Origin of the sequence: Streptomyces candidus (assembly GCF_014207445.1) — a bacterium.
GTDB lineage: Bacteria > Actinomycetota > Actinomycetes > Streptomycetales > Streptomycetaceae > Streptomyces > Streptomyces candidus.
Map to the genome: position 1 here is coordinate 148,636 of NZ_JACHEM010000002.1, position 23,570 is coordinate 172,205.

The following is a 23,570-nucleotide window of genomic DNA, read 5'->3' on the forward strand; positions in this document are numbered from 1 at the left end:
CGTGATCAAGGCCCCCCCGGAAAACCGGGAAAAGTCCTGGTTTCCAGGGGGTGCGATCACGGGAAGTACACGAGGTGGCGCGCGGGCAGTGCGACATTCGGACCGTGTACGGTCCCGATCGCCATCCCGGACGAGCACTCCCCGGAGTGCGTCTGAGGTGTCGATTGAGTAACAGACCTTGATGTGAGGCAAAATCTCCGCCTCAGGTCGGGCACAAGTCCGGCCTCTCACGCGTTACTGCGCCTGAGACACCGCAACCACCCAGAGGGGGAGAGCGACATGGCCACGGATTACGACACCCCACGCAAGACCGATGACGACCTCAACGAGGACAGCATCGAAGAACTCAAGGCGCGGCGGAACGACAAGTCGAACACGACCGTCGACGTCGACGAGTTCGAGCAGGCTGAAGGCCTGGAGCTGCCCGGCGCGGACCTTTCCAACGAAGAACTGTCCGTCCGCGTGCTGCCCCGTCAGGCCGACGAGTTCACCTGCATGAGCTGCTTCCTGGTCCACCACCGCAGTCAGCTGGCCCGTGAGAAGAACGGCCAGCCGATCTGCCGCGACTGCGACTAGGACGGGGTCGGCCGTGACTGGCGCGACACCGTTCAGGAAGCGGCCTTTCCGGCGCAAGAAGGCGTCGGAGGCACAACCGGGCGGCAGTGTCCCGACGGACGCCACGGAGGCGTCCGCCGAGTCCACCGCCCTCGTGCCGTCCTCCCACGGGGAAGTCTCCCGGCGGGAAGACGGCGACTTGAGTGACGCCGCCGGCGCACATGACGGCGAGCGGGGCCTCGCGGCCCGGCTCGGCGGCACGAAGGGGTCCGTGACCGGGACCCGGCGTCTGGCGGCCCTCAGGCAGGGCGTCCGGAGGAGTGGCGAGGGCGCGAAAGCGGCGCTCGGCCACCTCACCGACCGGGTCATCGAGAACGCCCCGCGCGTTCCCGTACGGGACCTGGCGACCCTGCGCAGACAGTTCCCGGGACTGACCGCCGAGCAGCTCGCCGACAAGCTCGTGGCGGGTGCCGCCAACGGCACCTCGACCGTGGGCGCGGGCGTCGGCATGGCCGCCATGATGCCGGTACCGCCCGCCATGCCCGCCGAGCTGGCCGCCGAGATCACCGGCGTCGCCGCGATCGAGCTCAAGCTCATCGCGGAGCTGCACGAGGTCTACGGACAGCGTCCGCCGGGCAACCTCAAACAGCGCACCGTCGCCTACCTGGGCTCCTGGGCCGAGGAACGCGGCGTCGACCTCACCAAGCCGACCACGCTGAACGCCGCCCTGGGCGGCCAGATGAAGCGCGAGCTGCGCCAGCAGATCATGAAGCGCATGGTGCGCAACCTGCCGAACCTGATGCCGTTCATGGTGGGGGCGGCGGTGGGAGCGGTGATGAACCGGCGCGACACCAGGAAGATGGCCGAACACATCCGCGAGGACCTGCGCACGAGACAGGTTCCGTGGGACGCGTTGCCCGAGCTGCCGCCGCTGGACCACGCAGCCGAGCTCGAAGAGCTGGAGAAGGGCCGCAAGGAACTGGACCCGTAGAGCGGCCCGCGGACATCCGCGGGTCAGCAGTCTCCGGTCCCGCCGTGCCCCGCGCACGGTGGGCTACAGGGCGCGCGCTGCCGCCAGGACCTCCGCCAGTTCCCGGGGGTGCCGGGTCGACAGATAGGCGTACGGAGTGGGGTCCTCGGGGTCGGTGATCCGTACCCGCAGCGCGGTGGGCACGTACGCGCGCAGCAGCATGAAGGCGCGCGGGTCGGCCTTGTGGGTGCGCCAGGCACGGGCCTCTTCCGCCTCCAGCACCTCGGCCTCGCCGAGCGCGGAGAGCGGAATGCGGGCGTCTCCCGCGACGAGAGAATCGGCCACCACACGAATCCGCACCGAACCGTACGCACTCACCACCGCGCCCGCCAGGACGATCCCGCCGATCACCCCGCCCAGCATCGGCAGCGGGCCGAGCGGCAGCAGGATCAGCCCGCACGAGATCCCCACCAGCACGGTGATGAACCACCAGGAGCGAGGCGCGGTCAGGCGTTCTTCGTAGGACTGCATGACCCTTAGCTTGGCACGGCGCGGCCCGCGACTCCCTACGCGGGTAAGGTCTGCGCCTGTGAGTACTGAGAACCCCCGGGAGGCCACTCCCGGACGCCCGGCCGGCTCGCCGGCCCTGACGCCCCCGGCCGAGGCCATAGCCCCCGTCCGGCACCCCGACGCCCCGGCCCCGGGAGAGCTTCTCGGCGCGCACTACGAGCACTGTTTCGGGTGCGGCGGGGAGCAGCCGCACGGGCTGCACCTCCAGGCGCGGGCCGGTGCGGGGCCCGGAGTACGGGTCACGGCCGAGTTCACCGTCAAGCCCGCCCACCAGGGTGCTCCCGGGCTCGCGCACGGCGGCGTCCTGGCCACGGCGCTCGACGAGACGCTGGGCTCCCTGCAGTGGCTGCTGCGGGTGATCGCGGTGACCGGACGGCTGGAGACCGATTTCGTACGGCCCGTACCGGTCGGCACCGTGCTGCACCTCGACGCCGAGGTCACCGCCGTCCACGGGCGCAAGATCTACTCCACGGCGACCGGACGGATCGGCGGCCCGGACGGGCCCGTCGCGGTCCGCGCGGACGCCCTCTTCGTCGAAGTCAAGGTCGACCACTTCATCGACAACGGCCGCCCGGAGGAGATCCAGGCGGTCATGGCCGACCCCGATCAGGTCAGGCGCGCCCGCGCCTTCGAGGTGAACCCATGAGCCGTGCCCCCGTGGATGTGCTGATCCGACGGGTCGACCCCGACGTCCCGCTGCCCTCGTACGGGCACCCCGGCGACGCCGGGGCCGATCTGGTCACCACCCGGGCCTGTGAACTCGCGCCCGGTGAGCGGACCGTTCTGCCGACGGGTGTCTCGATCGCGCTGCCGGACGGCTACGCGGCCTTCGTGCACCCACGATCGGGGCTCGCCGCCCGCTGCGGTCTGGCCCTCGTGAATGCCCCCGGGACGGTCGATGCCGGGTACCGTGGGGAGATCAAGGTGATCGTGGTCAATCTGGACCCGCGTGAGAGCGTGCGGTTCGAGCGTTTCGACCGGATCGCCCAACTGGTCGTCCAGCAGGTCGAGAAGGTGCGCTTCCACGAGGTCGCGGAGCTTCCCGGCTCGGCGCGGGCCGCGGGCGGCTTCGGGTCGACCGGCGGCCATGCCGCGGTGGGGCCTGCTGCCGGCGTCAGCGTTGCCGGTGGACCGGTGGGCGGCTCGGTGGATGATGCAACGGGTGGGAACTCATACGCTTCGGTCGTAGTCGACCGGGAAGGACAGTGACGTGTTCGGACGTCGCAAGAAGAGCGAATCCGCCGAGGACGAGGCGGGCGTGACCGAGCAGGTCGCCGACGAGGTCTCGGCCGGCGAGGAGGACGAGGACGGCCGGGTGCGCAGGGTGAACCTGCCGCCCGCCCCGCGCCCCGACGGCCCCTGGGACGTCTCGGAGGTCTCCCAGCCCGGCGAGGGCCGGGTCGACCTGGGCGGCATCTTCGTGCCCGGGGTCGACGGCATGGAGCTGCGCGTCGAGGTCGCGGGCGACGCGATCGTCGCGGCCACGGTCGTACTGCGTGACAGCGCCGTCCAGCTTCAGGCCTTCGCGGCACCGAAGAAGGAAGGCATCTGGGGCGAGGTCCGCGAGGAGATCGCCACCGGCATCACCTCGCAGGGAGGCGTCATTGACGAGGTCGAGGGCCCGCTCGGCTGGGAACTGCGCGCCCAGGTCCCGGTACAGCTGCCGGACGGCAACAGCGGGGTGCAGCTGGTGCGCTTCGTCGGCGTGGACGGTCCCCGCTGGTTCCTGCGCGGAGTGATCTCCGGGCAGGGCGCGGTGCAGCCCGAGGCCGCGGGCGTGCTGGAGCAGATCTTCCTGGACACGGTGGTCGTACGGGGCGACGGGCCGATGGCGCCGCGCGACCCGATCGTCCTGAAGCTTCCCGACGACGCGCAGATGGTCGCCGAGGGCGTTCAGCAGGAGGAGCAGGGCGAGTCCCGCTTCTCCGGCGGCATGGGGCAGTTGCAGCGCGGCCCGGAGATCACCGAGGTCCGCTGACCCCCTCGCACACGGCTTCGGCCCCGCCGTCGCACCGGTGGCCCGCACCCTCTTCCGAGGGGCGCGGGCCACCGGCCTTTGTGCTGCCGGGGACGGACGGGTCTCGGGGGAGGGTGCGCCGCGCGCCGCAGCGCCGGGAGCGATCACGTCGGGGTCCGGCCCGGCCTGCCGGAATCCACGCCGGGCAGCGGGAATCCGGCGGCTGGACGACCGTTGTCGGACCCGTCGGCAACAATGGGCGCACGGACAGCGGTACGAGCGGGGGAGCAGGACATGACCGAGAGCGCGCAGACCACGACCGGCACCGGCACGGCGCTCCAGCACAGTCCCATGGTGTGCGTCGAGGACCTGCACCGCTCCTTCGGGACGGGCGCCGCCGCCGTGCACGCGCTGCGCGGAGTCTCCTTCACCGTGCCGCGCGGTGAACTCGTCGCGCTGAAAGGGCGGTCGGGCTCCGGCAAGACCACCCTGCTCAACCTCGTCGGCGGACTCGACAAGGCGGACGGCGGCAGTGTCGTCGTCGACGGCACCGACATGGGCTCCCTCGGGGAGACCGGCCTGCTGGAGATGCGCCGCGACCGCATCGGGTTCGTCTTCCAGTCCTTCGGCCTCATACCGATTCTCAGCGCCGCCGAGAACGTCGGGGTGCCGCTGCGGCTGCGCAAGGCCGACCCCAAGGAGCGGGAGGAGCGCGTCGCTCTGCTGCTCGGTCTCGTCGGCCTCGCCGACCACGCGACGCAGCGCCCCGGCGAACTCTCCGGCGGCCAGCAGCAGCGCGTCGCCATCGCCCGCGCGCTCGCCAACCGGCCCGCCCTGCTGATCGCCGACGAACCGACCGGACAGCTCGACGCGGAAACGGGCCTGGCCGTCATGGAACTGCTCCGCGCGGTCGTACGCAGCGAAGGGGTGACCGCCCTGGTCGCCACGCACGACGCCCAGCTGCTCGGCCTCGCCGACCGCGTGATCGAGCTCCGCGACGGCCGCATCCACGAGAGCGACTGACGTACGCCGCGGACAGCGCGGCCGGCCGACACGCATGCGGGGCCGGAGCGCGGGCGGGCCGTGCACGGGCGGGCCGGGCCGGACGGCCGGGATGCGGGGCGGCCGGGGTGCGGGACGGCGCCGGGGTGCCCGGCCGATGCGCGACAGCGAGTCCCGCCGGACCGGCCTGCGGGGGCGCCGGCGAGGAGGCGGGCTGCGGCGCGGGGCGCGGGCGCGCGGCGTGGGGCGGGGGCGCATCAGAATCCCGTCAAGGCGTCCCCACGACCTGCACCCTGTCCGGTACGTCCCGTTCGCTGCACGTAGGGTCGATCCCGGCACACAGGCCGCCTGGGTCGACTGCGAAAGACAATGAGGCCATGGGACGCGGGACACGCGGCACACTCCGGATCTACCTCGGCGCGGCGCCGGGCGTCGGCAAGACGTACGCCATGCTCTCCGAGGCCCACCGCCGGGTGGAGCGCGGCACCGACTGCGTGGTGGCGTTCGTCGAACACCACGGACGGCCGCGCACCGAGGTGATGCTGCACGGCCTCGAAGAGGTCCCGCGCAAGGAGATCACCCACCGCGGCACCTCCTTCACGGAGATGGACCTCGAAGCGGTCCTGGCACGCGACCCCGCCGTCGCCCTGGTCGACGAACTCCCGCACACCAACGTCCCCGGCTCCCGGCACGCCAAGCGCTGGCAGGACGTCGAAGAGCTGCTCCAAGCCGGGATCGACGTCATCTCCACGGTCAACATCCAGCACCTGGAGTCGCTGGGCGACGTCGTGGAGTCCATCACCGGGGTGCGCCAGCGCGAGACGATCCCCGACGAGGTCGTCCGCCGGGCCGACCAGCTCGAACTGGTCGACATGTCGCCGCAGGCCCTGCGCCGCCGCATGGCGCACGGCAACATCTACCAGCCCGACAGGATCGACGCCTCCCTCTCGCACTACTTCCGCCCCGGCAACCTCACCGCCCTGCGGGAACTGGCCCTCCTGTGGGTCGCCGACCGGGTCGACGAACACCTCCAGCAGTACCGCGGCGAACACAACATCCGCACCACCTGGCAGGCCCGCGAACGCATCGTCGTCGGCCTCACCGGCGGGCCCGAGGGCCGCACCCTCATCCGCCGCGCCTCCCGGATGGCCGCCAAGGGCTCCGGCAGCGAGATCCTCGCCGTGTACATCGCCCGCAGCGACGGCCTCACCTCGGCGTCCCCCAAGGAACTCGCCCTCCAGCGCACCCTCGTGGAAGACCTGGGCGGAACCTTTCACCACGTCATAGGCGACGACGTGCCCAGCTCCCTGCTGGAGTTCGCGCGCGGCGTCAACGCCACCCAGATCGTGCTCGGCTCCAGCCGCCGCAAGGCCTGGCAGTACGTCTTCGGGCCCGGCGTCGGCCAGACCGTTGCCCGCGACTCCGGGACCGACCTCGACGTCCACATCGTCACCCACGAGGAGGTCGCCAAGGGGCGCGGACTGCCCGTCGCCCGCGGCACGCGGCTCGGCACGTCCCGGATCCTGGCGGGCTGGCTGACCGGTGTCGCCGGCCCGCCGCTGATGACGTTGCTGCTGCTGGGCATCCACCACGGCCCCGGCCTCGCCAACGACGTCCTGCTCTACCTGTTCCTGACCGTCGCCGCCGCCCTGCTCGGCGGCCTGTGGCCCGCTCTCGCCGCAGCCGCCGCCGGATCCCTCCTCCTCAACTTCTTCTTCACGCCCCCCACCCGCACCCTCACCATCGACGACCCCAAGAACATCGTGGCCATCGCGATCTTCTTCGCGGTCGGCGTCTCCGTCGCGTCCGTCGTCGACCTTGCCGCCCGCCGCACCCAACAGGCCGCCCGGCTGCGTGCCGAGTCCGAGATCCTCTCCTTCCTCGCGGGCAGCGTCCTGCGCGGCGAAACCACCCTCGACGCCCTACTGGAACGCGTCCGCGAGACCTTCGCCATGGAATCCGTCGCCCTGCTGGAACGCGCCGGCGGCGTCGATCCGTGGACCTGCGCGGGCAGCGTCGGCCCGAAGCCCGCAGAGCGCCCCGAGGACGCCGACGTGGACATGCCCGTCGGCGACCACATGGCGCTCGCCCTGTCCGGGCGCGTGCTGCCTGCCGAGGACCGCCGGGTACTCGCCGCCTTCGCCGCCCAGGCCGCCGTCGTGCTCGACCGGCAGCGCCTGGTGGGGCAGGCCGAGGAAGCGCGCCGGCTGGCCGAGGGGAACCGGATCCGGACCGCGCTGCTCGCCGCCGTCAGCCACGACCTGCGTACCCCCCTCGCCTCCATCAAGGCCGCCGTCACCTCGTTGCGCAGCGACGACGTGTCCTGGTCGGAGTCGGACGAGGCGGAGCTCCTGCAGGGCATCGAGGAGGGCGCCGACCGGCTCGCCCACCTCGTGGGCAACCTCCTGGACATGTCCCGGCTGCAGACCGGCACCGTCACCCCGCTGATCCGCGAGACCGACCTCGACGAGGTCGTCCCGATGGCACTCGTAGGGGTACCGGACGACAGCGTGGAGCTGGACATCCCGGAGACGCTGCCGATGGTGGCCGTCGACCGCGGCCTGCTGGAACGCGCCGCCGCCAACCTCGTCGAGAACGCCGTCAAGTACAGTCCGCCCGGGGTGCCCGTCACGGTCGCCGCGAGCGCGCTGGGCGACCGCGTGGAGGTACGGGTCGCCGACCGCGGCCCCGGTGTTCCCGACGACAGCAAGGAACGCATCTTCGAGCCGTTCCAGCGGTACGGGGACGCCCCGCGCGGCGCCGGAGTGGGCCTCGGGCTTGCGGTCGCCCGGGGCTTCGTCGAGGCCATGGGCGGCACCCTCGCCGCCGAGGACACCCCCGGCGGCGGCATGACCATGGTCCTCACCCTCAAAGTGGCCGCGGGGCAGCCACCCGTGCGCCCCGAGTTCCCGGCGCAGGCCCTCTCATGACCCCAGCGAAGACAGCCCAGACAGCAGTGAGGAAGGTCCCCATGACCCGGGTGCTCGTGGTCGACGACGAGCCGCAGATCGTGCGCGCCCTCGTGATCAACCTGAAGGCACGCAAGTACGAGGTGGACGCCGCCGCCGACGGCGCCTCCGCACTTCAGCTCGCCGCCGCCCGTCACCCCGACGTGGTGGTGCTCGACCTGGGGCTGCCCGACATGGACGGCGTCGACGTCATCAGAGGACTGCGCGGCTGGACCCGGGTGCCGATCCTGGTGCTGTCGGCCCGGCACACCTCGGACGAGAAGGTCGAGGCGCTCGACGCGGGCGCCGACGACTACGTGACCAAGCCCTTCGGCATGGACGAACTCCTCGCCCGGCTGCGTGCCGCCGTCCGCAGGACCGAACCCGTCGGCGCGGCCGAGGGGGGCGACGTCCTCATCGAGACCGAGGGGTTCACCGTCGACCTCGCGGCGAAGAAGGTGCACCGGGAGGGCCGCGACGTGCGCCTCACCCCCACCGAGTGGCACCTCTTGGAGGTGCTCGTCCGCAACACCGGCCGTCTCGTCAGCCAGAAACAGCTCCTCCAGGAGGTCTGGGGGCCCTCGTACGGCACGGAGACCAACTACCTGCGCGTGTACATGGCCCAGCTCCGCCGCAAGCTGGAGACCGACCCGGCCCATCCGAAGCACTTCATCACCGAACCCGGCATGGGATACCGCTTCGAGCGGTGAGCCCGGGGACCGGCCGCGGGCGCCGCTCTCGCACGGGGGCGGCACTACGGCGGGTGACCATGCCGGTCCTCTCCCCGGTACGCTTCCGGTATGAGTGCCGTACCTCGCCCCGAGAAGCCGACCGGGCGATTCCGCCGGATGCTCGACCGCCTGTCCACCTCCCAGGAGGACCTGCACTGCACGGAGCTCCAGGAGGACACCCACGCCGTCGGCTGCACCCCCATATCGGCCTGCGACGACCGGCAGGTCGTCAAGGTGACCGGTACGTTGCGCACGGTCACCCTGCGCCCGCGCGCGGGAGTGCCCGCCCTGGAGGCCGAGCTCTTCGACGGCACGGCACCGCTGGACGTCGTCTGGCTGGGCCGCCGCTCCATCGTCGGCATAGAGCCCGGCCGCAAGCTGATAGCCACCGGCCGGATCTCCATGAGCCACGGCCGCCGTGTCCTCTTCAACCCCAAATACGAACTCCGACCGCTCGGACAGGAGTAGCCGGTGACGTCATTCGACAAGCCGACCACGACCCCCCACCAAGGCGGCGATGCCTCCCTCCGGGACGCCGCCGTCGAGTCCCCGCTGCACGGGGCGCCGGACTCCTCGCAGCCCTACGTCGTCCCGCGGGACGCGCCCCCCCAGGACCCCGCCGCGAAGGCGGCCACCGAGGCCGCGCTCTTCGAGGCGTTCGGCGGCGTGCGCGGCATGGCCGAGACGGTGCTGCCCGGCCTGCTGTTCGTGACGGTCTTCACGATCAACAAGGACCTGCACACCTCGGCCATCGCGGCGCTCGGTGTCTCGCTCCTGATGGTCGTGGCCCGGCTGGTCCGCAAGGACTCCATGAAGCACGCCTTCAGCGGGGTCTTCGGCGTCGCCTTCGGTGTGGTCTTCGCGATGATGACGGGCAACGCCAAGGACTTCATGCTGCCCGGCATGCTCTACACGCTGGGCCTCTCCCTGGCATACCTGATCTCCGCGGCCGCCGGGGTGCCGCTGATCGGCCTGATGCTCGGCCCGGTCTTCAAGGAGAACCTCTCCTGGCGCACCCGCAACCCCGGACGCAAGAAGGCGTACACCAAGGCCAGCTACGCCTGGGGTCTGATCCTGCTCACCAAGTGCGCGATCCTCTTCCCGCTGTACTGGTGGGCGGACACCACCAAGTTCGGCTGGGTCGTCGTCGCCCTCAAGATCCCGCCGTTCCTGCTCGCCGTCTGGCTGACCTGGATCTTCCTCGCCAAGGCGCCCGCCCCCATCGACGTGTTCGCGGAGATGGAAGCGGAGGAGAAGGCCGAGAAGGAGCGCAAGGCGGCGACCGGCGTGCAGCGGAACGAGGCGTAGCCGCCCGGTACGGGAGGGGCCCCGCACCGAACGGTGCGGGGCCCCTCCCGTACGCGCACTCAGCTCTTCGGTACGTCCTCGTGGCGCACCGACAGAAGATCCTCCAGCTGCTCCTCGCGCGCCTGGGCGGCCACGAACAGGAGCTCGTCGCCCGGCTCCAGCGTCTCCTCGGGCGTCGGCGTCAGCACCCGCGAGCCGCGGATGATCGTGACCAGTGAAGTGTCCACCGGCCAGTCCACGTCCCCGACCTGCGTTCCGGCCAGTGCCGACTCCGGCGGCAGCGTGAGCTCGACCAGGTTGGCGTCGCCGTGGCTGAAGCGCAGCAGCCGTACGAGATCGCCGACGCTCACCGCTTCCTCCACCAGCGCCGACATCAGCCGCGGCGTGGACACGGCCACGTCGACGCCCCAGGACTCGTTGAACAGCCACTCGTTCTTCGGGTTGTTGACGCGGGCGACCACCCTCGGCACCCCGTACTCGGTCTTCGCGAGCAGCGAGACCACGAGGTTGACCTTGTCGTCGCCGGTCGCCGCGATCACGACGTTGCAGCGCTGCAGGGCCGCCTCGTCGAGCGAGGTGATCTCGCAGGCGTCGGCCAGCAGCCACTCCGCCATCGGCACGCGCTCCACCGAGATGGCGGTGGGCGCCTTGTCGATCAGCAGCACCTCGTGCCCGTTCTCCAGGAGTTCTCCCGCGATGGAACGCCCCACCGCGCCGGCCCCGGCAATCGCGACCCTCATCAGTGACCTTCCTCGGGGCCCAGCGAACAGGCCGCCTCGACCTTCACGATCTCGTCCGTACGCATCATCACGTGCACCAGGTCGCCCTCCTGGAGCACCGTCTGGGAGGTCGGCAGGATCGCTTCGCCCAGTCGCGTGAGAAACGCGACACGCACGCCCGTCTCCTCCTGCAGCTTGCTGATCTTGTGCCCGATCCAGGACGGCGCGATGTGCACCTCCGCGAGCTGCACACCCCCGCTCGGGTCCCGCCACAGCGGCTCCGCCCCGGAGGGCAGCAGTCGGCGCAGCATCTGGTCGGCGGTCCACCGCACCGTGGCGACCGTCGGGATGCCCAGCCGCTGGTACACCTCCGCCCGGCGCGGGTCGTAGATGCGCGCGGCGACGTGCTCGATCCCGAACATCTCGCGGGCCACCCGGGCCGCGATGATGTTCGAGTTGTCGCCGCTGCTGACGGCGGCGAACGCGCCCGCGTCCTCGATGCCCGCCTCGCGGAGGGTGTCCTGGTCGAAACCGACACCGGTGACCCTGCGGCCACCGAAGCCGGAGCCCAGTCGGCGGAAGGCCGTGGGGTCCTGGTCGATCACGGCGACCGTGTGCCCCTGCTGTTCCAGGGTCTGCGCGAGAGCGGCTCCCACTCGCCCGCAGCCCATGATGACGACGTGCACGTCCGTCCTTCCGGCCGTTAAGAGTCCATCAATAGTTTTCGTGTGCTTTTTGTCCGACTCACTAGAGTCTCAGACCGCCGCCAAAGCTACACACGCGCGGTGGCCCGCGGGGACCCCTGGTGGCGACCTTCAACGTTGTGCAAAGGACGCATCGAGGATTCCCGGCGGGCCGGGGGTGGTGGACGAGCCACGCCCTTTCGACCGCTTACGATCCTCTGCGTGTCCAAACTGACCGACGTGCCCAAACGGATCCTGATCGGGCGGGCCCTGCGCAGCGACAAGCTGGGAGAAACGCTCCTCCCCAAGCGCATCGCACTTCCCGTCTTCGCCTCCGACCCGCTCTCCTCCGTCGCCTACGCGCCCGGAGAAGTCCTGCTCGTGCTCTCCATCGCGGGTGTCTCGGCGTACCACTTCAGTCCGTGGATCGCACTGGCGGTCGTCGTCCTGATGTTCACGGTCGTTGCCTCCTACCGGCAGAACGTGCACGCCTACCCGAGCGGCGGCGGCGACTACGAGGTCGCCAACACCAACCTCGGTCCGAAGGCCGGACTCACCGTCGCCAGCGCCCTGCTGGTCGACTACGTCCTGACCGTCGCCGTGTCGATCTCCTCGGGCATCGAGAACCTCGGCTCCGCCGTCCCCTTCGTCGTCGAGCACAAGGTCCTGTGCGCCGTCGCCGTCATCGTCCTGCTGACGCTCCTCAACCTGCGCGGAATGAAGGAGTCCGGGAAGCTCTTCGCGATCCCGACCTACGTCTTCGTCATCGGCGTGTTCATCATGCTGGCCTGGGGCGCCTACCGCGCCTTCACCGGCGACGACATGACCGCGCCCACCGCCGAGCTGGAGATCAAGCCCGAACACCCGGGCCTGGCCGGCTTCGCCCTGGTCTTCCTGCTGCTGCGCGCCTTCTCCTCCGGCTGCGCCGCCCTCACCGGCGTCGAGGCGATCTCCAACGGGGTGCCCGCCTTCCGCAAGCCGAAGTCGAAGAACGCGGCCTCGACACTGGCCATGATGGGCACGCTGGCCGTCGTCATGTTCTGCGGCATCATCGCGCTCGCCATGGAGTCGGGCGTCAAGATGGCCGAGAAGCCGGCCGTCGACCTGGTCCGCGACGGAGTGCCGGTCGGCGACTCGTATGTCCAGAACCCGGTCATCTCCCAGGTCGCCGCCGCGGTCTTCGGCCAGGGCACGTTCTTCTTCGTGCTGCTCGCCGCGGCCACCGCGCTGGTCCTGTTCCTGGCCGCCAACACGGCGTACAACGGCTTCCCGCTGCTCGGCTCGATCCTCGCCCAGGACCGCTACCTGCCCCGCCAGCTGCACACCCGCGGCGACCGACTGGCCTTCTCCAACGGCATCGTGCTCCTCGCGGGCGCCGCCGTCCTGCTGGTCGTGGTCTACGGAGCCGACTCCACCAAGCTCATCCAGCTCTACATCGTCGGCGTCTTCGTGTCCTTCACCCTGAGCCAGACCGGCATGGTCCGGCACTGGAACCGGCACCTGAAAACCACCAAGGACCCGGCCAAGCGCCGCCGCATGATCCGCTCGCGCGCGATCAACACCTTCGGCGCCTTCTTCACCGGTCTCGTCCTCGTCGTCGTCCTCGCCACCAAGTTCACCCACGGCGCCTGGGTCGCCCTGCTCGGCATGGTGATCTTCTACGGAACGATGACCGCCATCCGCAAGCACTACGACCGGGTCGCCGACGAGATCGCCGCCGCCGACGGCCCCTCCGACGACAGCCTGCGCCCCTCCCGCGTGCACTCCATCGTCCTCGTCTCCAAGGTCCACAAGCCGACGCTGCGGGCACTCGCGTACGCCAAGCTGATGCGTTCGGACCGCCTCGAAGCGCTCTCCATCAGCGTCGACGCGACCGAGACGAAGGCGCTGCGCGACGACTGGGAGCGGCGCGGCATCAACGTCCCGCTCAAGATCCTCGACTCCCCGTACCGCGAGATCACCCGCCCGATCGTCGAGTACGTGAAGGGCCTGCGCCGCGAGAGCCCGCGCGACGTGGTCTCCGTCTACATCCCCGAGTACGTGGTCGGCCACTGGTACGAGCACCTCCTGCACAACCAGTCCGCCCTGCGCCTCAAGGGCCGCCTTCTGTTCACCCCGGGCGTGATGGTGACCTCCGTCCCGTACCAGCTGGAGTCCTCCGAAGCGGCCAAGAAGCGCGCCAAGAAGCGCCAGGACTGGAACGCTCCGGGCGCGGTACGGCGGGGCCCGGTCGACCGTCGCCCCAAGGAGACCTCGAAGAACTGACCCCTGCCTCGGCCGCCCGAACGGCCGGGACGGACGGTCAGGCTTGCCTTGGTAGGACGGCCGGACGACACCCACGTAGACTGGTGGGCTGTTGTCCGGCCGTTTCCCTTTGATCCCCTGGAGCCACCCCACCATGCAGTCCGAACCCCAGGCATCGAAGGAAGCGGCCGCCCCGCAGGAGCCCAAGGCCGCGCCGCTCGGTACGGAGCCGACCGCCGCGCCTGCCGCGCCCGTCGCGCCTGCCGCTCACGAGCCGGCGACCGCGCCCGTCGGCCAGGACCCCGCGACGGCGCCCGTCGGCCCGGAGCCCACGAACTCGCCGATCGGCCAGGAGCCCAAGGTCTCCCTCGTCGGCACGGAGTACGAGGTCGAGGTCGGCCCCGTCGCGCACGGCGGCCACTGCATCGCCCGTACCGCCGAGGGCCAGGTCCTCTTCGTACGGCACACCCTTCCCGGCGAGAAGATCATCGCCCGAGTCACCGACGGTGACGAGGGCGCCCGCTTCCTGCGCGCCGACGCGGTGACGATCCTGGAAGCGTCCAAGGACCGCGTCGAAGCCCCCTGCCCGTTCTCCGGACCCGGCAAGTGCGGCGGCTGCGACTGGCAGCACGCCAAGCCCGGTGCCCAGCGCCGCCTCAAGGGCGAGGTCGTCGCCGAACAGCTGCTGCGCCTCGCGGGCCTCACGCCCGAGGAAGCCGGCTGGGACGGCACGGTCATGCCCGCCGAGGGCGACAAACTCCCCGCCGGCCAGGTCCCGCAGTGGCGCACCCGCGTCCAGTACGCCGTCGACGCCGAAGGCCGGGCCGGGCTGCGCAAGCACCGCTCGCACGACATCCAGCCCATCGACCACTGCATGATCGCCGCCCCCGGAGTCTCCGAACTCGGCATCGAGAAGCGCGACTGGCCGCAGATGGCCTCCGTCGAGGCCATCGCCGCCACCGGGTCCAGCGACCGCCAGGTCGTCCTCACCCCCACCCCCGGCGGCCGCCTCCCGCTCGTCGAACTCGACAAGCCCGTCTCGGTCCTGCGCGTCCACGAGAAGGACGGCGGCGTCCACAAGGTGCACGGCCGCGCCTTCGTCCGCGAGCGCGCCGACGGCCGCACCTACCGCGTCGGCATGGGCGGCTTCTGGCAGATCCACCCGCAGGCCGCCGACACCCTGATGCGCGCGGTCATGCAGGGCCTCATGCCCCGCAAGGGCGAGACCGCCCTCGACCTCTACTGCGGCGTCGGCCTCTTCGCGGGCTCGATCGCCGAACGCGTCGGCGACCAGGGCGCCGTCCTCGGCATCGAATCCGGCAAGCGCGCCGTGGAGGACGCCCGCCACAACCTGGCCTCGATGCCCCACGTGCGCATCGAACAGGGCAAGGTCGAGCAGGTCCTCCCGCGCACCGGCATCACGGAAACCGACCTGATCGTCCTCGACCCGCCCCGCGCGGGCGCCGGCAAGCAGACGGTCAAGCACCTGTCGACGCTGGGAGCGCGCCGCATCGCCTACGTGGCCTGCGACCCGGCGGCACTGGCGCGGGACCTGGGGTACTTCAAGGAGGGCGGCTACAGGGTGCGGACGCTGCGGGCGTTCGACCTGTTTCCGATGACGCATCATGTGGAGTGCGTGGCGATTCTGGAGCCGGCCGCAAAGAGCGCCTGACCTCCGAATTACCCGCAGGGTCATCGGCTCGACCGGTTTCTTCACGTGCATCACGTGAAGCGTGCACCATTCTTTTAAGCCTGCCGCATCATGGTCCTGACCTGCTGATTATGTGTGCAGGTACGTGAGGTAGAGGTGATACCGGGTGGTGCACGACTGCTGAGCGACGCCTTGCGAGGTCGGCGGTTTTCGGACCCCGTTGCCCTTACTCGTCCCAGCGTGGGTCGGCGGGGCCGGTGTCGCCCATGGCTTTGCGGTCCGCGTCGGTCCATTTGCGGGTGTCGCGGGGGGTGACGTACGGCTCCTCCGTCTGCGGGTGGCCGCCGATGACGGCTCGCTCACGGGCCATTTCCGCGTCGAATTCCAGGCCGAGCAGAATGGCCAGGTTCGTGATCCACAGCCAGACCAGGAAGATGATCACGCCTGCCAGAGTGCCGTAGGTCTTGTTGTAGGAACCGAAGTTGGCGACGTAGAAGGCGAAGGCAGCTGATGCCAGCATCCAGATCAGCAACGCCAGCAGGCTGCCCAGCGATACGAACTTGAAGCCCCGGCCCTTGGCGTTCGGCGCCGCCCAGTACAGGAGCGCCAGCATGATGGTCACCAGCAACACCAGGACGGGCCATTTGGCGATCGACCAGACGGTCATGGCCGTGTCACCGATACCCAGAGCGGTGCCGATCTGGCGGGCGATACCGCCCGAGAGCACGACGATCAGCGCGCTCGCACAGGCCAGCACCATCAGCACCAGCGTCAGGCCGACGCGGACCGGGAGCACTTTCCAGGCCGGGCGGCCCTCGGGCACGTCGTACACGGCGTTCGAGGCCCGGATGAACGCGGCGATGTAGCCGGACGCGGACCACAGTGCGGCCAGCAGACCCACGATGGCCACGACCCAGCCGGTTCCGCTGCTGGACTGCAGCTGGGTCACCGCGTTGGTGAGTACGTCGCGTGCCGCTCCCGGGACGAGTTTCTGCAAGTTGTCCAAGACGGTCTGAGTGGTCTCCTTGCCCGCGATGCCGAGCAGGGAGACCAGCACCAGCAGAGCCGGGAACAGGGCCAGGACGCCGTAGTACGTCAGAGCAGCGGCCCGGTCGGCCAGCTCGTCCCGTTTGAACTCGCTCAGCGTGCGCTTCAACACCGCACCCCACGAACCCCTGCCGAGCTTCGTGGGCGATTCGGGCGAGTCACGGCGCGGCTGCGCGTACGAACCGGGGCCCGGCCGGCTTCCCTCCGGACCCACGCTGTCCCGATCATGCATTTCGTTCGCCATAGGAACCACGCAACCGCAACGGTGTACGGGCGGCGACCTCACGGCCGTGTCATACCGCCGGACGGACGAGACATCCGTCGGGCGAGGGCCCTGGAGTGCAGGGGGCCCTCGCCCGACGCCGAGCGCGTGGTGGCGGACCGGTCGTGGAGCGGCCGCGTCAGCTGCCGGCTTCCCGGGCGGCGTCCTGGCCGACCTCGCGCAGCCCCGTTCCCGCCTCCTGCCCGGCGTCCTGCGCTTTCTGCTTCGTGGTCTGAGCCGCGTCCTGGGCCGTGCTCCTCACCGCGTCCACGGCTTCCGTGACAGGCTCGCGCATGTCCTCCCTGACGTCCTGAGCGACGTCCTGGGCGGTCTGCTTCACGGGGCCGAGGAGTTCGTCGGAGTGTTCGCGGAGCTGTGCGCCGACGTGCTCCTCCGCGTCCGTGGTGGGGAGCAGCGCAGCCGCGAGCATGCCGGCGCCGAAGGCGATGACGCCCGCTGCGACGGGGCTGCCCTGCGTCTGCCGTGTGATCCGGTCGGGGGCCTCGCGGACAGACCGGCCCACTTGGTCAGCGGTGTGCTTGACGGTCTCGCCCGCCTGCCCCGCAGCGTCCGCGACGCCATGCGCACCTGAGGCTGGAGTGTCGCTCGCCGCTCCCATCACACGCTCCTTCACGCGGGTGATCCGCCGCTGCGTGGCGTCCGCCTTGCGCCGTGCTGCCCTCCCCGGGGAGACCTTGTCCGCGAGACGGTCCACGTTGTGGGCGAGGTGGGCCCGGGTGTCTTCCACGTCGGACTTCAGCTCGTCGGGTTGCGTACCCATCGGGCGTCCTCCTTCAGCGTTTCCACAGTGCGTTCGGGCTTTGCGTTGACCGTCTTGAGGCGTTTGCGGCCGACCGCGAAGAGAACGGCCGCAAGGAGCGCCCAGAACCCGGTCACGATGAGCGCGGCCCAGGCCAGGTCGACCACGTGCGCGAGTCCGAAGACGGCCGCCAGACTGCCCATCAGCAGCACCAGGTGACCGGCGTACCCGGAGCCGGCGAGCAGTCCCGCCGCCTTGCCCGCCCGGGTCGCACTCTCCTTGATCTCGGCCTTGGCCAGTTCGACCTCCTCGCGCACCAACTGCGTGAGGTCTTCGCTGATCTCGCCGACCAGCTCTCCGATGGAAGGGTCCGCCGACGGTACGCGGGTGGAACCGGCGGGCGGGACGTCCGGCTCGGCGACAGTGTGTTCCGAAGATGGTGTGACCACGACTCCGATTCCCCTCTCCTTACGGCTGCTGCGGATCCGGATACGGGTCGCTCACCGGCACCGGCCCCGGAGCGACATCTCCTCCGTAGGACGGGGTGAGGGGCGGCGAGACCGGTGCCGGGTGGGCCCCCTGGGCTCGCGGTGCCTCCCGTCCCGTACCGGCCTGAGGCGTGTCTCCGACCGCCCTGCCGTCCGTCGTGCTCGCGGGGTGCTCGCCTCCGCCGTCCGCGGACTTCGCGCCCTTGGCGAGCCGGGCGGTGGCGAAGCCCGCGAGCGCCGCGCCCGCCAGGAACGCCCCGGGGCGACGGCGTGCGAAGTCCTGCAGGTCACTGAGGAGACCGTCCGGCCCTCTGTCCTCCAGGCGGGAGGCGGCCTGGTGCCCGCGGTCCGCTATCTGTTTCACCGCGCCGGCAACGGAAGAGTCGCCCTCGCCGTTACGGCTCATGTCGTGCAGTTCGTCGGCCAGCCGCCGTACGTTGTCCGCCAGGCGCTGTGTCTGCGAGCGCGCCTGTGTCTCCAGCTGGCTCCGCAGTTCGCCCACAACGTCCTGGGCCCGTCCCGTGGCCTCACCCACCACACCGGCTGCCTGTTCCCTGGCGGTGCCGGCCACGTCACCGGCCTTGTCGGCCACCAGACCGGTACCTTCGCTCGCCTTGTCCCGTACGGTCTGTGCCGTTGTCGTCGTCGTTCCGTCGCCCGGACGGCTCGAACTTTCGAAGTCGCTCAAAGCTCCTCCTAGGTCGGCCCTGCTTGGGGGAGGTGCGTCGTGCCGGACCCCCTCGACGTCTCCTCAATGGTCGCAAAGGCCGCGTACATGCGCGATTGGGGGCATATCGCACTTCCTCTGAGCGACGCATCGGGCTGATTCGTTTCGGAAGGGCTGGTCCCGCGTGCGGCTGTGGACGCCTGGGAGCGTACGGACCGGCTGCGGTGCAGGCGAGAACTGCAGAGGGCCGCGTTCTCTGCTGTTCGTCGCAGCCACCAGAGCCCGGGACGAGTTCGCCCTTGCGTGGCGAGGTGAGCCCAGCCGCTTCCTTCGATCGCTGGGAGCGGAGGGTCGCTGACCCGTGGTGGGAGCGGGACGGATCGTCGCCTGACCGATGGGGCAGCTCGCAAGGCAGGTGGCGGATTGCAGGAAGGGGAAACCGCCCGTCCGTGGCAGCAGGGTGCGCTGTGCTCGCTGCGAGTCCTGCGGCCCGGTCACCCGATCAGGGATGTCAACGACTCCCCGCTCGCCAGAATCCGCCACGCTGGCACACGGATCGTCCGCGAAACGGGAGCTGTTTCTGCCCCGCGCCCGCCGGACGGCAGACCGGTGAGCAGATCGCCGCGTGCGAGCGTGAGTCGCAGATGCCTGGCCGGATCCGTGTCGGACGGTGGTCCGCAGTCGATCAACACCGCGGTGTTCTCCCCACGCCCCGTGAAGAGCAGGTCCGCCGAGTGGCCTGCGATCATGGGGTTCCGCTCCAGCGAAGTGATCCCCTGGGTCAGGAGATGGTGCTGCAGCCGGTCGGCCAGCTCTTCGCGGAAGGTTTGCTCGCCAGTGAGTTGCGCGGGCCCGTCGCCTCCACCGTTCCAGGCCTCCCGGGTCTCCGGGTGCAGCAGCGTCGAGCGATGAGCCAGCAGCGCGGGCAAGCCTGCCTGTTCCTGCCAGAAAGCATGGCTGCCGACGGTGATCAGCTGCGACTTGGCGCGCGTGATCGCGACGTTCCACAGGTTGACCTGGCTTGCAACCCAGTGGGCGGTGGGCTGCGGGGTGTTGCACGTTGCCACGGGGCTCAGCACCATCACATCGCGCTGGCCGCCCTGGAAGGCATGCACGGTTCCCACTCGTACGCGCTCGCGTGGCAGCATCCGTTCCAGGACTTCCTTCTGGGCCCGAAACGGCGTCACCACACCGATGGTGGCCTCCTCCGGAAGCCGGGTCAGCAACTCGACCACGAGAGCACGGACCGCCTCGGCTTCCGCCTCGTTGCGCCAGGACGTCCCCCTGGGGCCGCGTGCTGACATCCCCAGGGCCACGTTCAGCCAGCCCAGTACCGGCGCCGGATCCAGCTTTCCCACGGGGTCGCGCGCTGGAATCTGCCGGCGGACGTCGGTCATGACCTGCAGCTGGCCCGCATAGCAGTAACCATTGACCACACTCGCGATCTCAGGGTGACAGCGGTAGTGCTCATCGAGGAGCAAGGCGGCTTCACCGCTCTGGGCGGCCGCGTGGTAGGAGGAGTGGACGTGATACGTCAGCCGTCGATCCTCCAGCTGAGCCGCGCTCAACCCGGCGCGGATCCTGGCTTGGCGCTCCTGCTGCGGAGAGACGCCGGGAATGTGCCCCAGCTGCATGGGGTCGCCGATGATCAGAGCTCTCCTGGCCCGGAAGAGCAGGGGGAGTACGGAGGGGATGGAACACTGGGAGGCTTCGTCGATGACCACGAGATCGAAGAGTTTCGGCACGAGTTCGAGCTGACGTACCGAGTGAGTACTGATCGCCCACCCCTTGATGTGCGGGAGCAGGTTGCGCTGACTCCGCTGGTTGCCGCGTTTGTTGCGCAAGGTCTGGAGACGCTGCTCCAGCAGGGTGCGTGCGCGGAGCAAGGATTCGGCGGACTGAGATCGGATCAATTCCGTCGACAGATCGCGCAGAAGGCCGCTGGTGTGCTGACGTTGCTGCGCCAATGCCTCGTCGTCCCGGGCCAGGTGACGTGGCATGAGAGTCCTCACCTGCTCTTCCACCCCCAGCAGTCCGGACAGCGAATTCAGCAGCTCAGGAGTCACCGGCCGGGCAAGAAGCCAATCCGGCGGATCCGGCCACGAGTCCTCCGCAGCCTGCGCCAGGGCTGCTTCGAGGGCTGCGAGGGCTCGGTGCCGTCGCAGACGCGGGAAGAACCATCGGGCCTCCGCCGCGTTCCTGGCGCGTTGTTGCCATGTGGACGACGCGCTCTCGCCGGGATGGGTCCAGAGCCGAGTCAGTACCGCCACTGGGACCTGCAGCGCTGCCGCCCGTCGCTCCCGGTCCTGTACGAGTTCGAGGAGCCGGCCCTCTTCACTGACCAGCTGAACTGCCTCGGCACGTTGGCCGTCCGCCTGTGTGTGGGCATTGCGCAGCTCCCCGGCGACGGTCGCCGCGCCGCGGACGGGGGAGTGCGGAGGCTCGGTCAGCAGGCGTTCCAGCTTCTCCGCTTCCGCGAGCCGGGCCTCGGAATTGCCGGTCCGCATCAGCAGGCCCGGCGCGATGGCGTCGCAGCGTTCGGCCACGACGTTGACCGCCTCGTTGTTGGTGGAGGCGACCAGCACGGACTGGCCCGAGGCCACTGTGGTCGCGACGACCGCCGTGACAACTTCGCTCTTGCCGGTACCGGGCGGGCCGGTGGTGACCGTGAGTGGACGGGTCATCGCCGCGGCGACTACCAGCTCCTGGCTCTCGTTGCTCCAGCCGGGAGTGACTACATGGTGCGGAATGGCCTCCTGCGCCGGATCAGCCGCACCGGCGTCCAGCAGGGCGCCAAGAGCCGTCCCAGGGATCTGACCGGTTCGCGTGGAGATCTGGAGAAGGTTGTCGACCAGGCCCTCCGTGGCCACCCTGTCCATTCCCGAAGGGGTGAGGAGCACAGCGGCGTTGTGCGCGCCCGCCCGCAACGTGTTCATGACGGACTGCTCACTGAGAACGGATGTGTCCAGCGGCTCCAGTTCGGACAGACCCAGGTCGTTCAGGAGCTCTCTTACGGCCCGGACCATTTGGGCGCTGTTGCCCTCCTGCCAGGTCGGCTGCCAGCGGGCGAGCAGATCGGCCGCGTCGTCGTCCGCCAGAAGTTCCGTGACCACACCGGTGTGCAGTGCGGGGACACCGGCCGGCTGGAGCCGGGCACGTCCGTTCTCGTCCGGTGCGAGTTCCATCGGCTGGATGAGCAGCGGCGCGATCCTTGCGGAGGTCCGGCCGCGGCCGCTCCCGGTGGCGACCGGCAGGGTCACGGCGGGGTAGCCGTACCAGTACTCCTGCAGAGCATCGGCATTGCCCGGGGGAGCGTCCGGGCCACCGGCAGTCTGCCTCTTTGGCCGGGGGAGGTTCGAAGGAGCAGGCAAGGATCCTGCGAGTCCGGCCTGGATCGTTTCCGCGCCGTTGTGCAGAAGGAAGTACTTGGAGTCACGTCCGGTGTCGCGATCGGGCAGCATCCCCGCTGCTGCCGTAGCCCCCAGACAGTGCACGTAGTAGCGCAGCAGCCGCCCCGCGTCCACACCGTCGCGCGCGTCCATCCGGGCCAGCTCGCGTGCCTTGGACAGAGCTGGTGAGCGGTTGCCGCGCGCAGCCTCGTGGGCCCCCGGAGGAGGAGCAGGAAGCTGCACCTGGCGGGCCACGGAGCGGGCGAAGGGCAGATTCCCCGTGGCTCTGATGGTGGACTTGGTGGGCCGTTGCTCGGCAGGGACGCCGTTGCGCACCATCTGGGAAGTCAGGTACGTGAAGAGATCGTCGGGAGTGATCCAGCTGCCGTCGTGCTTGATGCGGCCCGTTCGCAGCCCTTCGACGATCTCTCCGGTGAACCGGGAAGTGCCGAGGGTGGAACCCGCCGGCGCCATGGCCGAGGCTGCCTGGAGCGCGTCGGACGCGGTGATGAAGTACACGCCCGTCGGCCGCAGAAGAGTGGAGGGTGCCGGGCGGTCCCCGCTGTCCTCTTTTGCGCCCTTGGAAGTCCAGCCCTGGACCACGCTGCCGCTGGAACAGCAGTCCAGCAGGACGACCTTCGAGGACGCACGACAGGACTGCAGCGTTTGTTCCAAGAACGACGCGGACACCGCGGTGCCCGGCAGATCGGACGGGTCGGAGTCCCGGGTGAGGAAGTAGAGCTGGTTGTCGGCCTCGCAGAACTCGCCGTGCCCACTGAAGTACAGCAAGGCCGTCTCACTGGGCTGCCGGTCCTCCAGAAAGGACTCGACGGCGTGCAGCATCTCCGCACGGGTCGGCTCCGGAACCATCGCGCAGTCGTTGTACATGCCGATCTCGGTCCTTTGCAACACCGCCTGCATGTAGTGCAGGTCGGCGCGCACGGCTGGGAGATCGTGGTAGTCGTCGCTGTCGTACGTGGAGACGCCGACGAGCATGGCGTAGCGATCGTTCTCACTCATGACGCGCCCCCGCCTGTCTACGCCGACTCCGCACCGTCGTCCGGCAGGGGCGGCGAGAGGGGTCCGGGCCGTGGCGACAGGAACCGTTCGATCGCTTCCGAGTCCGCACGGGCCTGTCGGCCGGTGATCCGGAGACAGGCACCGTCGGGCCGGGTGAGGGAGATGGTCCGCTGGGGCGTACGGGAGAGCCACAGCTGTACTGCGGCGATGGCCAGGGAGCCACCACTGAAGACCAGACCGACGAGGGCGACGACGTCGCCACCCTTGACGCCATCGGGGAGCGGGCCCTGAGGCCGCACAGAATCAAGCACGGCCTCAGGGGCCACCTCGGACAACTCGCCCAGCAGCTCACGGGCTTCTCGCCGGGCCCGCAGGGGATCGTCGTCGACGATGGAGATCCGAATGAGAGTGGTCCGGTCGTCGCGGGTCGCGCTCACATACTCCCCTTGGGTGTGCGTACGTCATGGCTGACGCGGAATCCTGAAGCTACTGTGCTGCCCCGGCCAGTGGAGTCGACTTTCCGGAAGTTGCCTGGTCATTGGCGTGAAACAGGTGGCGGGGCAGGCAGGCGCCGTCGCCTCACGGATGTCGCGCAACGG

General features: G+C 70.1%; 21 protein-coding genes. 12 read left to right on the top strand and 9 right to left on the bottom strand.

Annotated elements, in window-relative coordinates; translation table 11 throughout:
• Positions 1-279 precede the first annotated feature (279 nt).
• The gene (locus HNQ79_RS03670) at positions 280-576 is read left to right on the top strand and encodes a DUF4193 domain-containing protein (RefSeq protein WP_185026814.1); all 297 of its coding nucleotides are present in this window, start codon (positions 280-282) and stop codon (positions 574-576) included.
• A 13-nt stretch (positions 577-589) separates the two neighbouring features.
• A complete protein-coding gene (locus HNQ79_RS03675) occupies positions 590-1,546 on the top strand; it encodes a hypothetical protein (protein ID WP_185026816.1) in 957 nt (318 codons plus the stop codon).
• 63 nt (positions 1,547-1,609) lie between these two features.
• On the opposite strand, the gene HNQ79_RS03680 is transcribed toward HNQ79_RS03675, so the two are convergent.
• Positions 1,610-2,056, bottom strand: coding sequence for a DUF3093 domain-containing protein (locus HNQ79_RS03680; protein ID WP_185026818.1), 447 nt, complete (start codon positions 2,054-2,056; stop codon positions 1,610-1,612).
• A 58-nt stretch (positions 2,057-2,114) separates the two neighbouring features.
• Between HNQ79_RS03680 and HNQ79_RS03685 the strand changes: the two genes are divergently transcribed.
• The 8 genes from HNQ79_RS03685 (at position 2,115) to HNQ79_RS03720 (ending at position 10,041) form a co-directional block, all read left to right on the top strand.
• A complete protein-coding gene (locus HNQ79_RS03685) occupies positions 2,115-2,741 on the top strand; it encodes a PaaI family thioesterase (protein WP_185026820.1) in 627 nt (208 codons plus the stop codon).
• Positions 2,738-3,304, top strand: a complete 567-nt coding sequence (gene dut, locus HNQ79_RS03690) for a dUTP diphosphatase (RefSeq protein WP_185026822.1) — start codon at positions 2,738-2,740, stop codon at positions 3,302-3,304. Before HNQ79_RS03685 ends, dut begins: the two co-directional genes overlap by 4 nt.
• Position 3,305: 1 nt before the next feature.
• Positions 3,306-4,073: a DUF3710 domain-containing protein gene (locus HNQ79_RS03695; RefSeq protein WP_185026824.1), complete on the top strand. Its 768-nt coding sequence runs from the start codon at positions 3,306-3,308 to the stop codon at positions 4,071-4,073.
• A gap of 273 nt (positions 4,074-4,346) precedes the next feature.
• Positions 4,347-5,075 carry an ABC transporter ATP-binding protein gene (locus HNQ79_RS03700; protein WP_185026826.1) on the top strand — a complete coding sequence of 243 codons (729 nt, stop codon included), beginning with the start codon at positions 4,347-4,349 and terminating at the stop codon, positions 5,073-5,075.
• A gap of 356 nt (positions 5,076-5,431) precedes the next feature.
• On the top strand, positions 5,432-7,984 hold the full coding sequence (locus HNQ79_RS03705; RefSeq protein WP_185026828.1) for a DUF4118 domain-containing protein: 2,553 nt from the start codon (positions 5,432-5,434) through the stop codon (positions 7,982-7,984).
• Between the two features lie 41 nt (positions 7,985-8,025).
• The gene (locus HNQ79_RS03710) at positions 8,026-8,712 is read left to right on the top strand and encodes a response regulator (RefSeq protein WP_185026831.1); all 687 of its coding nucleotides are present in this window, start codon (positions 8,026-8,028) and stop codon (positions 8,710-8,712) included.
• A gap of 90 nt (positions 8,713-8,802) precedes the next feature.
• Entirely contained in the window at positions 8,803-9,201 is a 399-nt protein-coding gene (locus tag HNQ79_RS03715; RefSeq protein ID WP_185026833.1) for an OB-fold nucleic acid binding domain-containing protein, read from the top strand.
• A 3-nt stretch (positions 9,202-9,204) separates the two neighbouring features.
• Positions 9,205-10,041: a DUF3159 domain-containing protein gene (locus HNQ79_RS03720; RefSeq protein ID WP_373312469.1), complete on the top strand. Its 837-nt coding sequence runs from the start codon at positions 9,205-9,207 to the stop codon at positions 10,039-10,041.
• Between the two features lie 59 nt (positions 10,042-10,100).
• On the opposite strand, the gene HNQ79_RS03725 is transcribed toward HNQ79_RS03720, so the two are convergent.
• Together HNQ79_RS03725 and HNQ79_RS03730 are read right to left on the bottom strand one after the other, a co-directional pair.
• Entirely contained in the window at positions 10,101-10,781 is a 681-nt protein-coding gene (locus tag HNQ79_RS03725; RefSeq protein ID WP_185026835.1) for a potassium channel family protein, read from the bottom strand.
• Positions 10,781-11,446: a potassium channel family protein gene (locus tag HNQ79_RS03730; protein WP_185026837.1), complete on the bottom strand. Its 666-nt coding sequence runs from the start codon at positions 11,444-11,446 to the stop codon at positions 10,781-10,783. Before HNQ79_RS03730 ends, HNQ79_RS03725 begins: the two co-directional genes overlap by 1 nt.
• 219 nt (positions 11,447-11,665) lie before the next feature.
• On the opposite strand from HNQ79_RS03730, the gene HNQ79_RS03735 reads away from it, so the two are divergent.
• Together HNQ79_RS03735 and HNQ79_RS03740 are read left to right on the top strand one after the other, a co-directional pair.
• Positions 11,666-13,708, top strand: a complete 2,043-nt coding sequence (locus HNQ79_RS03735) for an APC family permease (protein ID WP_185026839.1) — start codon at positions 11,666-11,668, stop codon at positions 13,706-13,708.
• Positions 13,709-14,030: 322 nt separating this feature from the next.
• On the top strand, positions 14,031-15,359 hold the full coding sequence (locus tag HNQ79_RS03740) for a class I SAM-dependent RNA methyltransferase (protein ID WP_185027602.1): 1,329 nt from the start codon (positions 14,031-14,033) through the stop codon (positions 15,357-15,359).
• A gap of 205 nt (positions 15,360-15,564) precedes the next feature.
• On the opposite strand, the gene HNQ79_RS03745 is transcribed toward HNQ79_RS03740, so the two are convergent.
• The 6 genes from HNQ79_RS03745 to HNQ79_RS03770 form a co-directional block, all read right to left on the bottom strand.
• Entirely contained in the window at positions 15,565-16,629 is a 1,065-nt protein-coding gene (locus tag HNQ79_RS03745; protein WP_185026841.1) for a YihY/virulence factor BrkB family protein, read from the bottom strand.
• Between the two features lie 157 nt (positions 16,630-16,786).
• Positions 16,787-17,428, bottom strand: a complete 642-nt coding sequence (locus tag HNQ79_RS03750; RefSeq protein ID WP_185026843.1) for a DUF3618 domain-containing protein — start codon at positions 17,426-17,428, stop codon at positions 16,787-16,789.
• On the bottom strand, positions 17,404-17,856 hold the full coding sequence (locus tag HNQ79_RS03755; RefSeq protein WP_185026845.1) for a phage holin family protein: 453 nt from the start codon (positions 17,854-17,856) through the stop codon (positions 17,404-17,406). The genes HNQ79_RS03750 and HNQ79_RS03755 overlap by 25 nt, the downstream gene beginning before the upstream one ends.
• Before the next feature lie 19 nt (positions 17,857-17,875).
• The gene (locus HNQ79_RS03760) at positions 17,876-18,583 is read right to left on the bottom strand and encodes a hypothetical protein (RefSeq protein ID WP_185026847.1); all 708 of its coding nucleotides are present in this window, start codon (positions 18,581-18,583) and stop codon (positions 17,876-17,878) included.
• Positions 18,584-19,056: 473 nt separating this feature from the next.
• Positions 19,057-22,971, bottom strand: a complete 3,915-nt coding sequence (locus tag HNQ79_RS03765) for a caspase, EACC1-associated type (protein ID WP_185026849.1) — start codon at positions 22,969-22,971, stop codon at positions 19,057-19,059.
• Between the two features lie 17 nt (positions 22,972-22,988).
• A complete protein-coding gene (locus tag HNQ79_RS03770) occupies positions 22,989-23,408 on the bottom strand; it encodes an effector-associated constant component EACC1 (protein ID WP_185026851.1) in 420 nt (139 codons plus the stop codon).
• Positions 23,409-23,570: the final 162 nt, after the last annotated feature.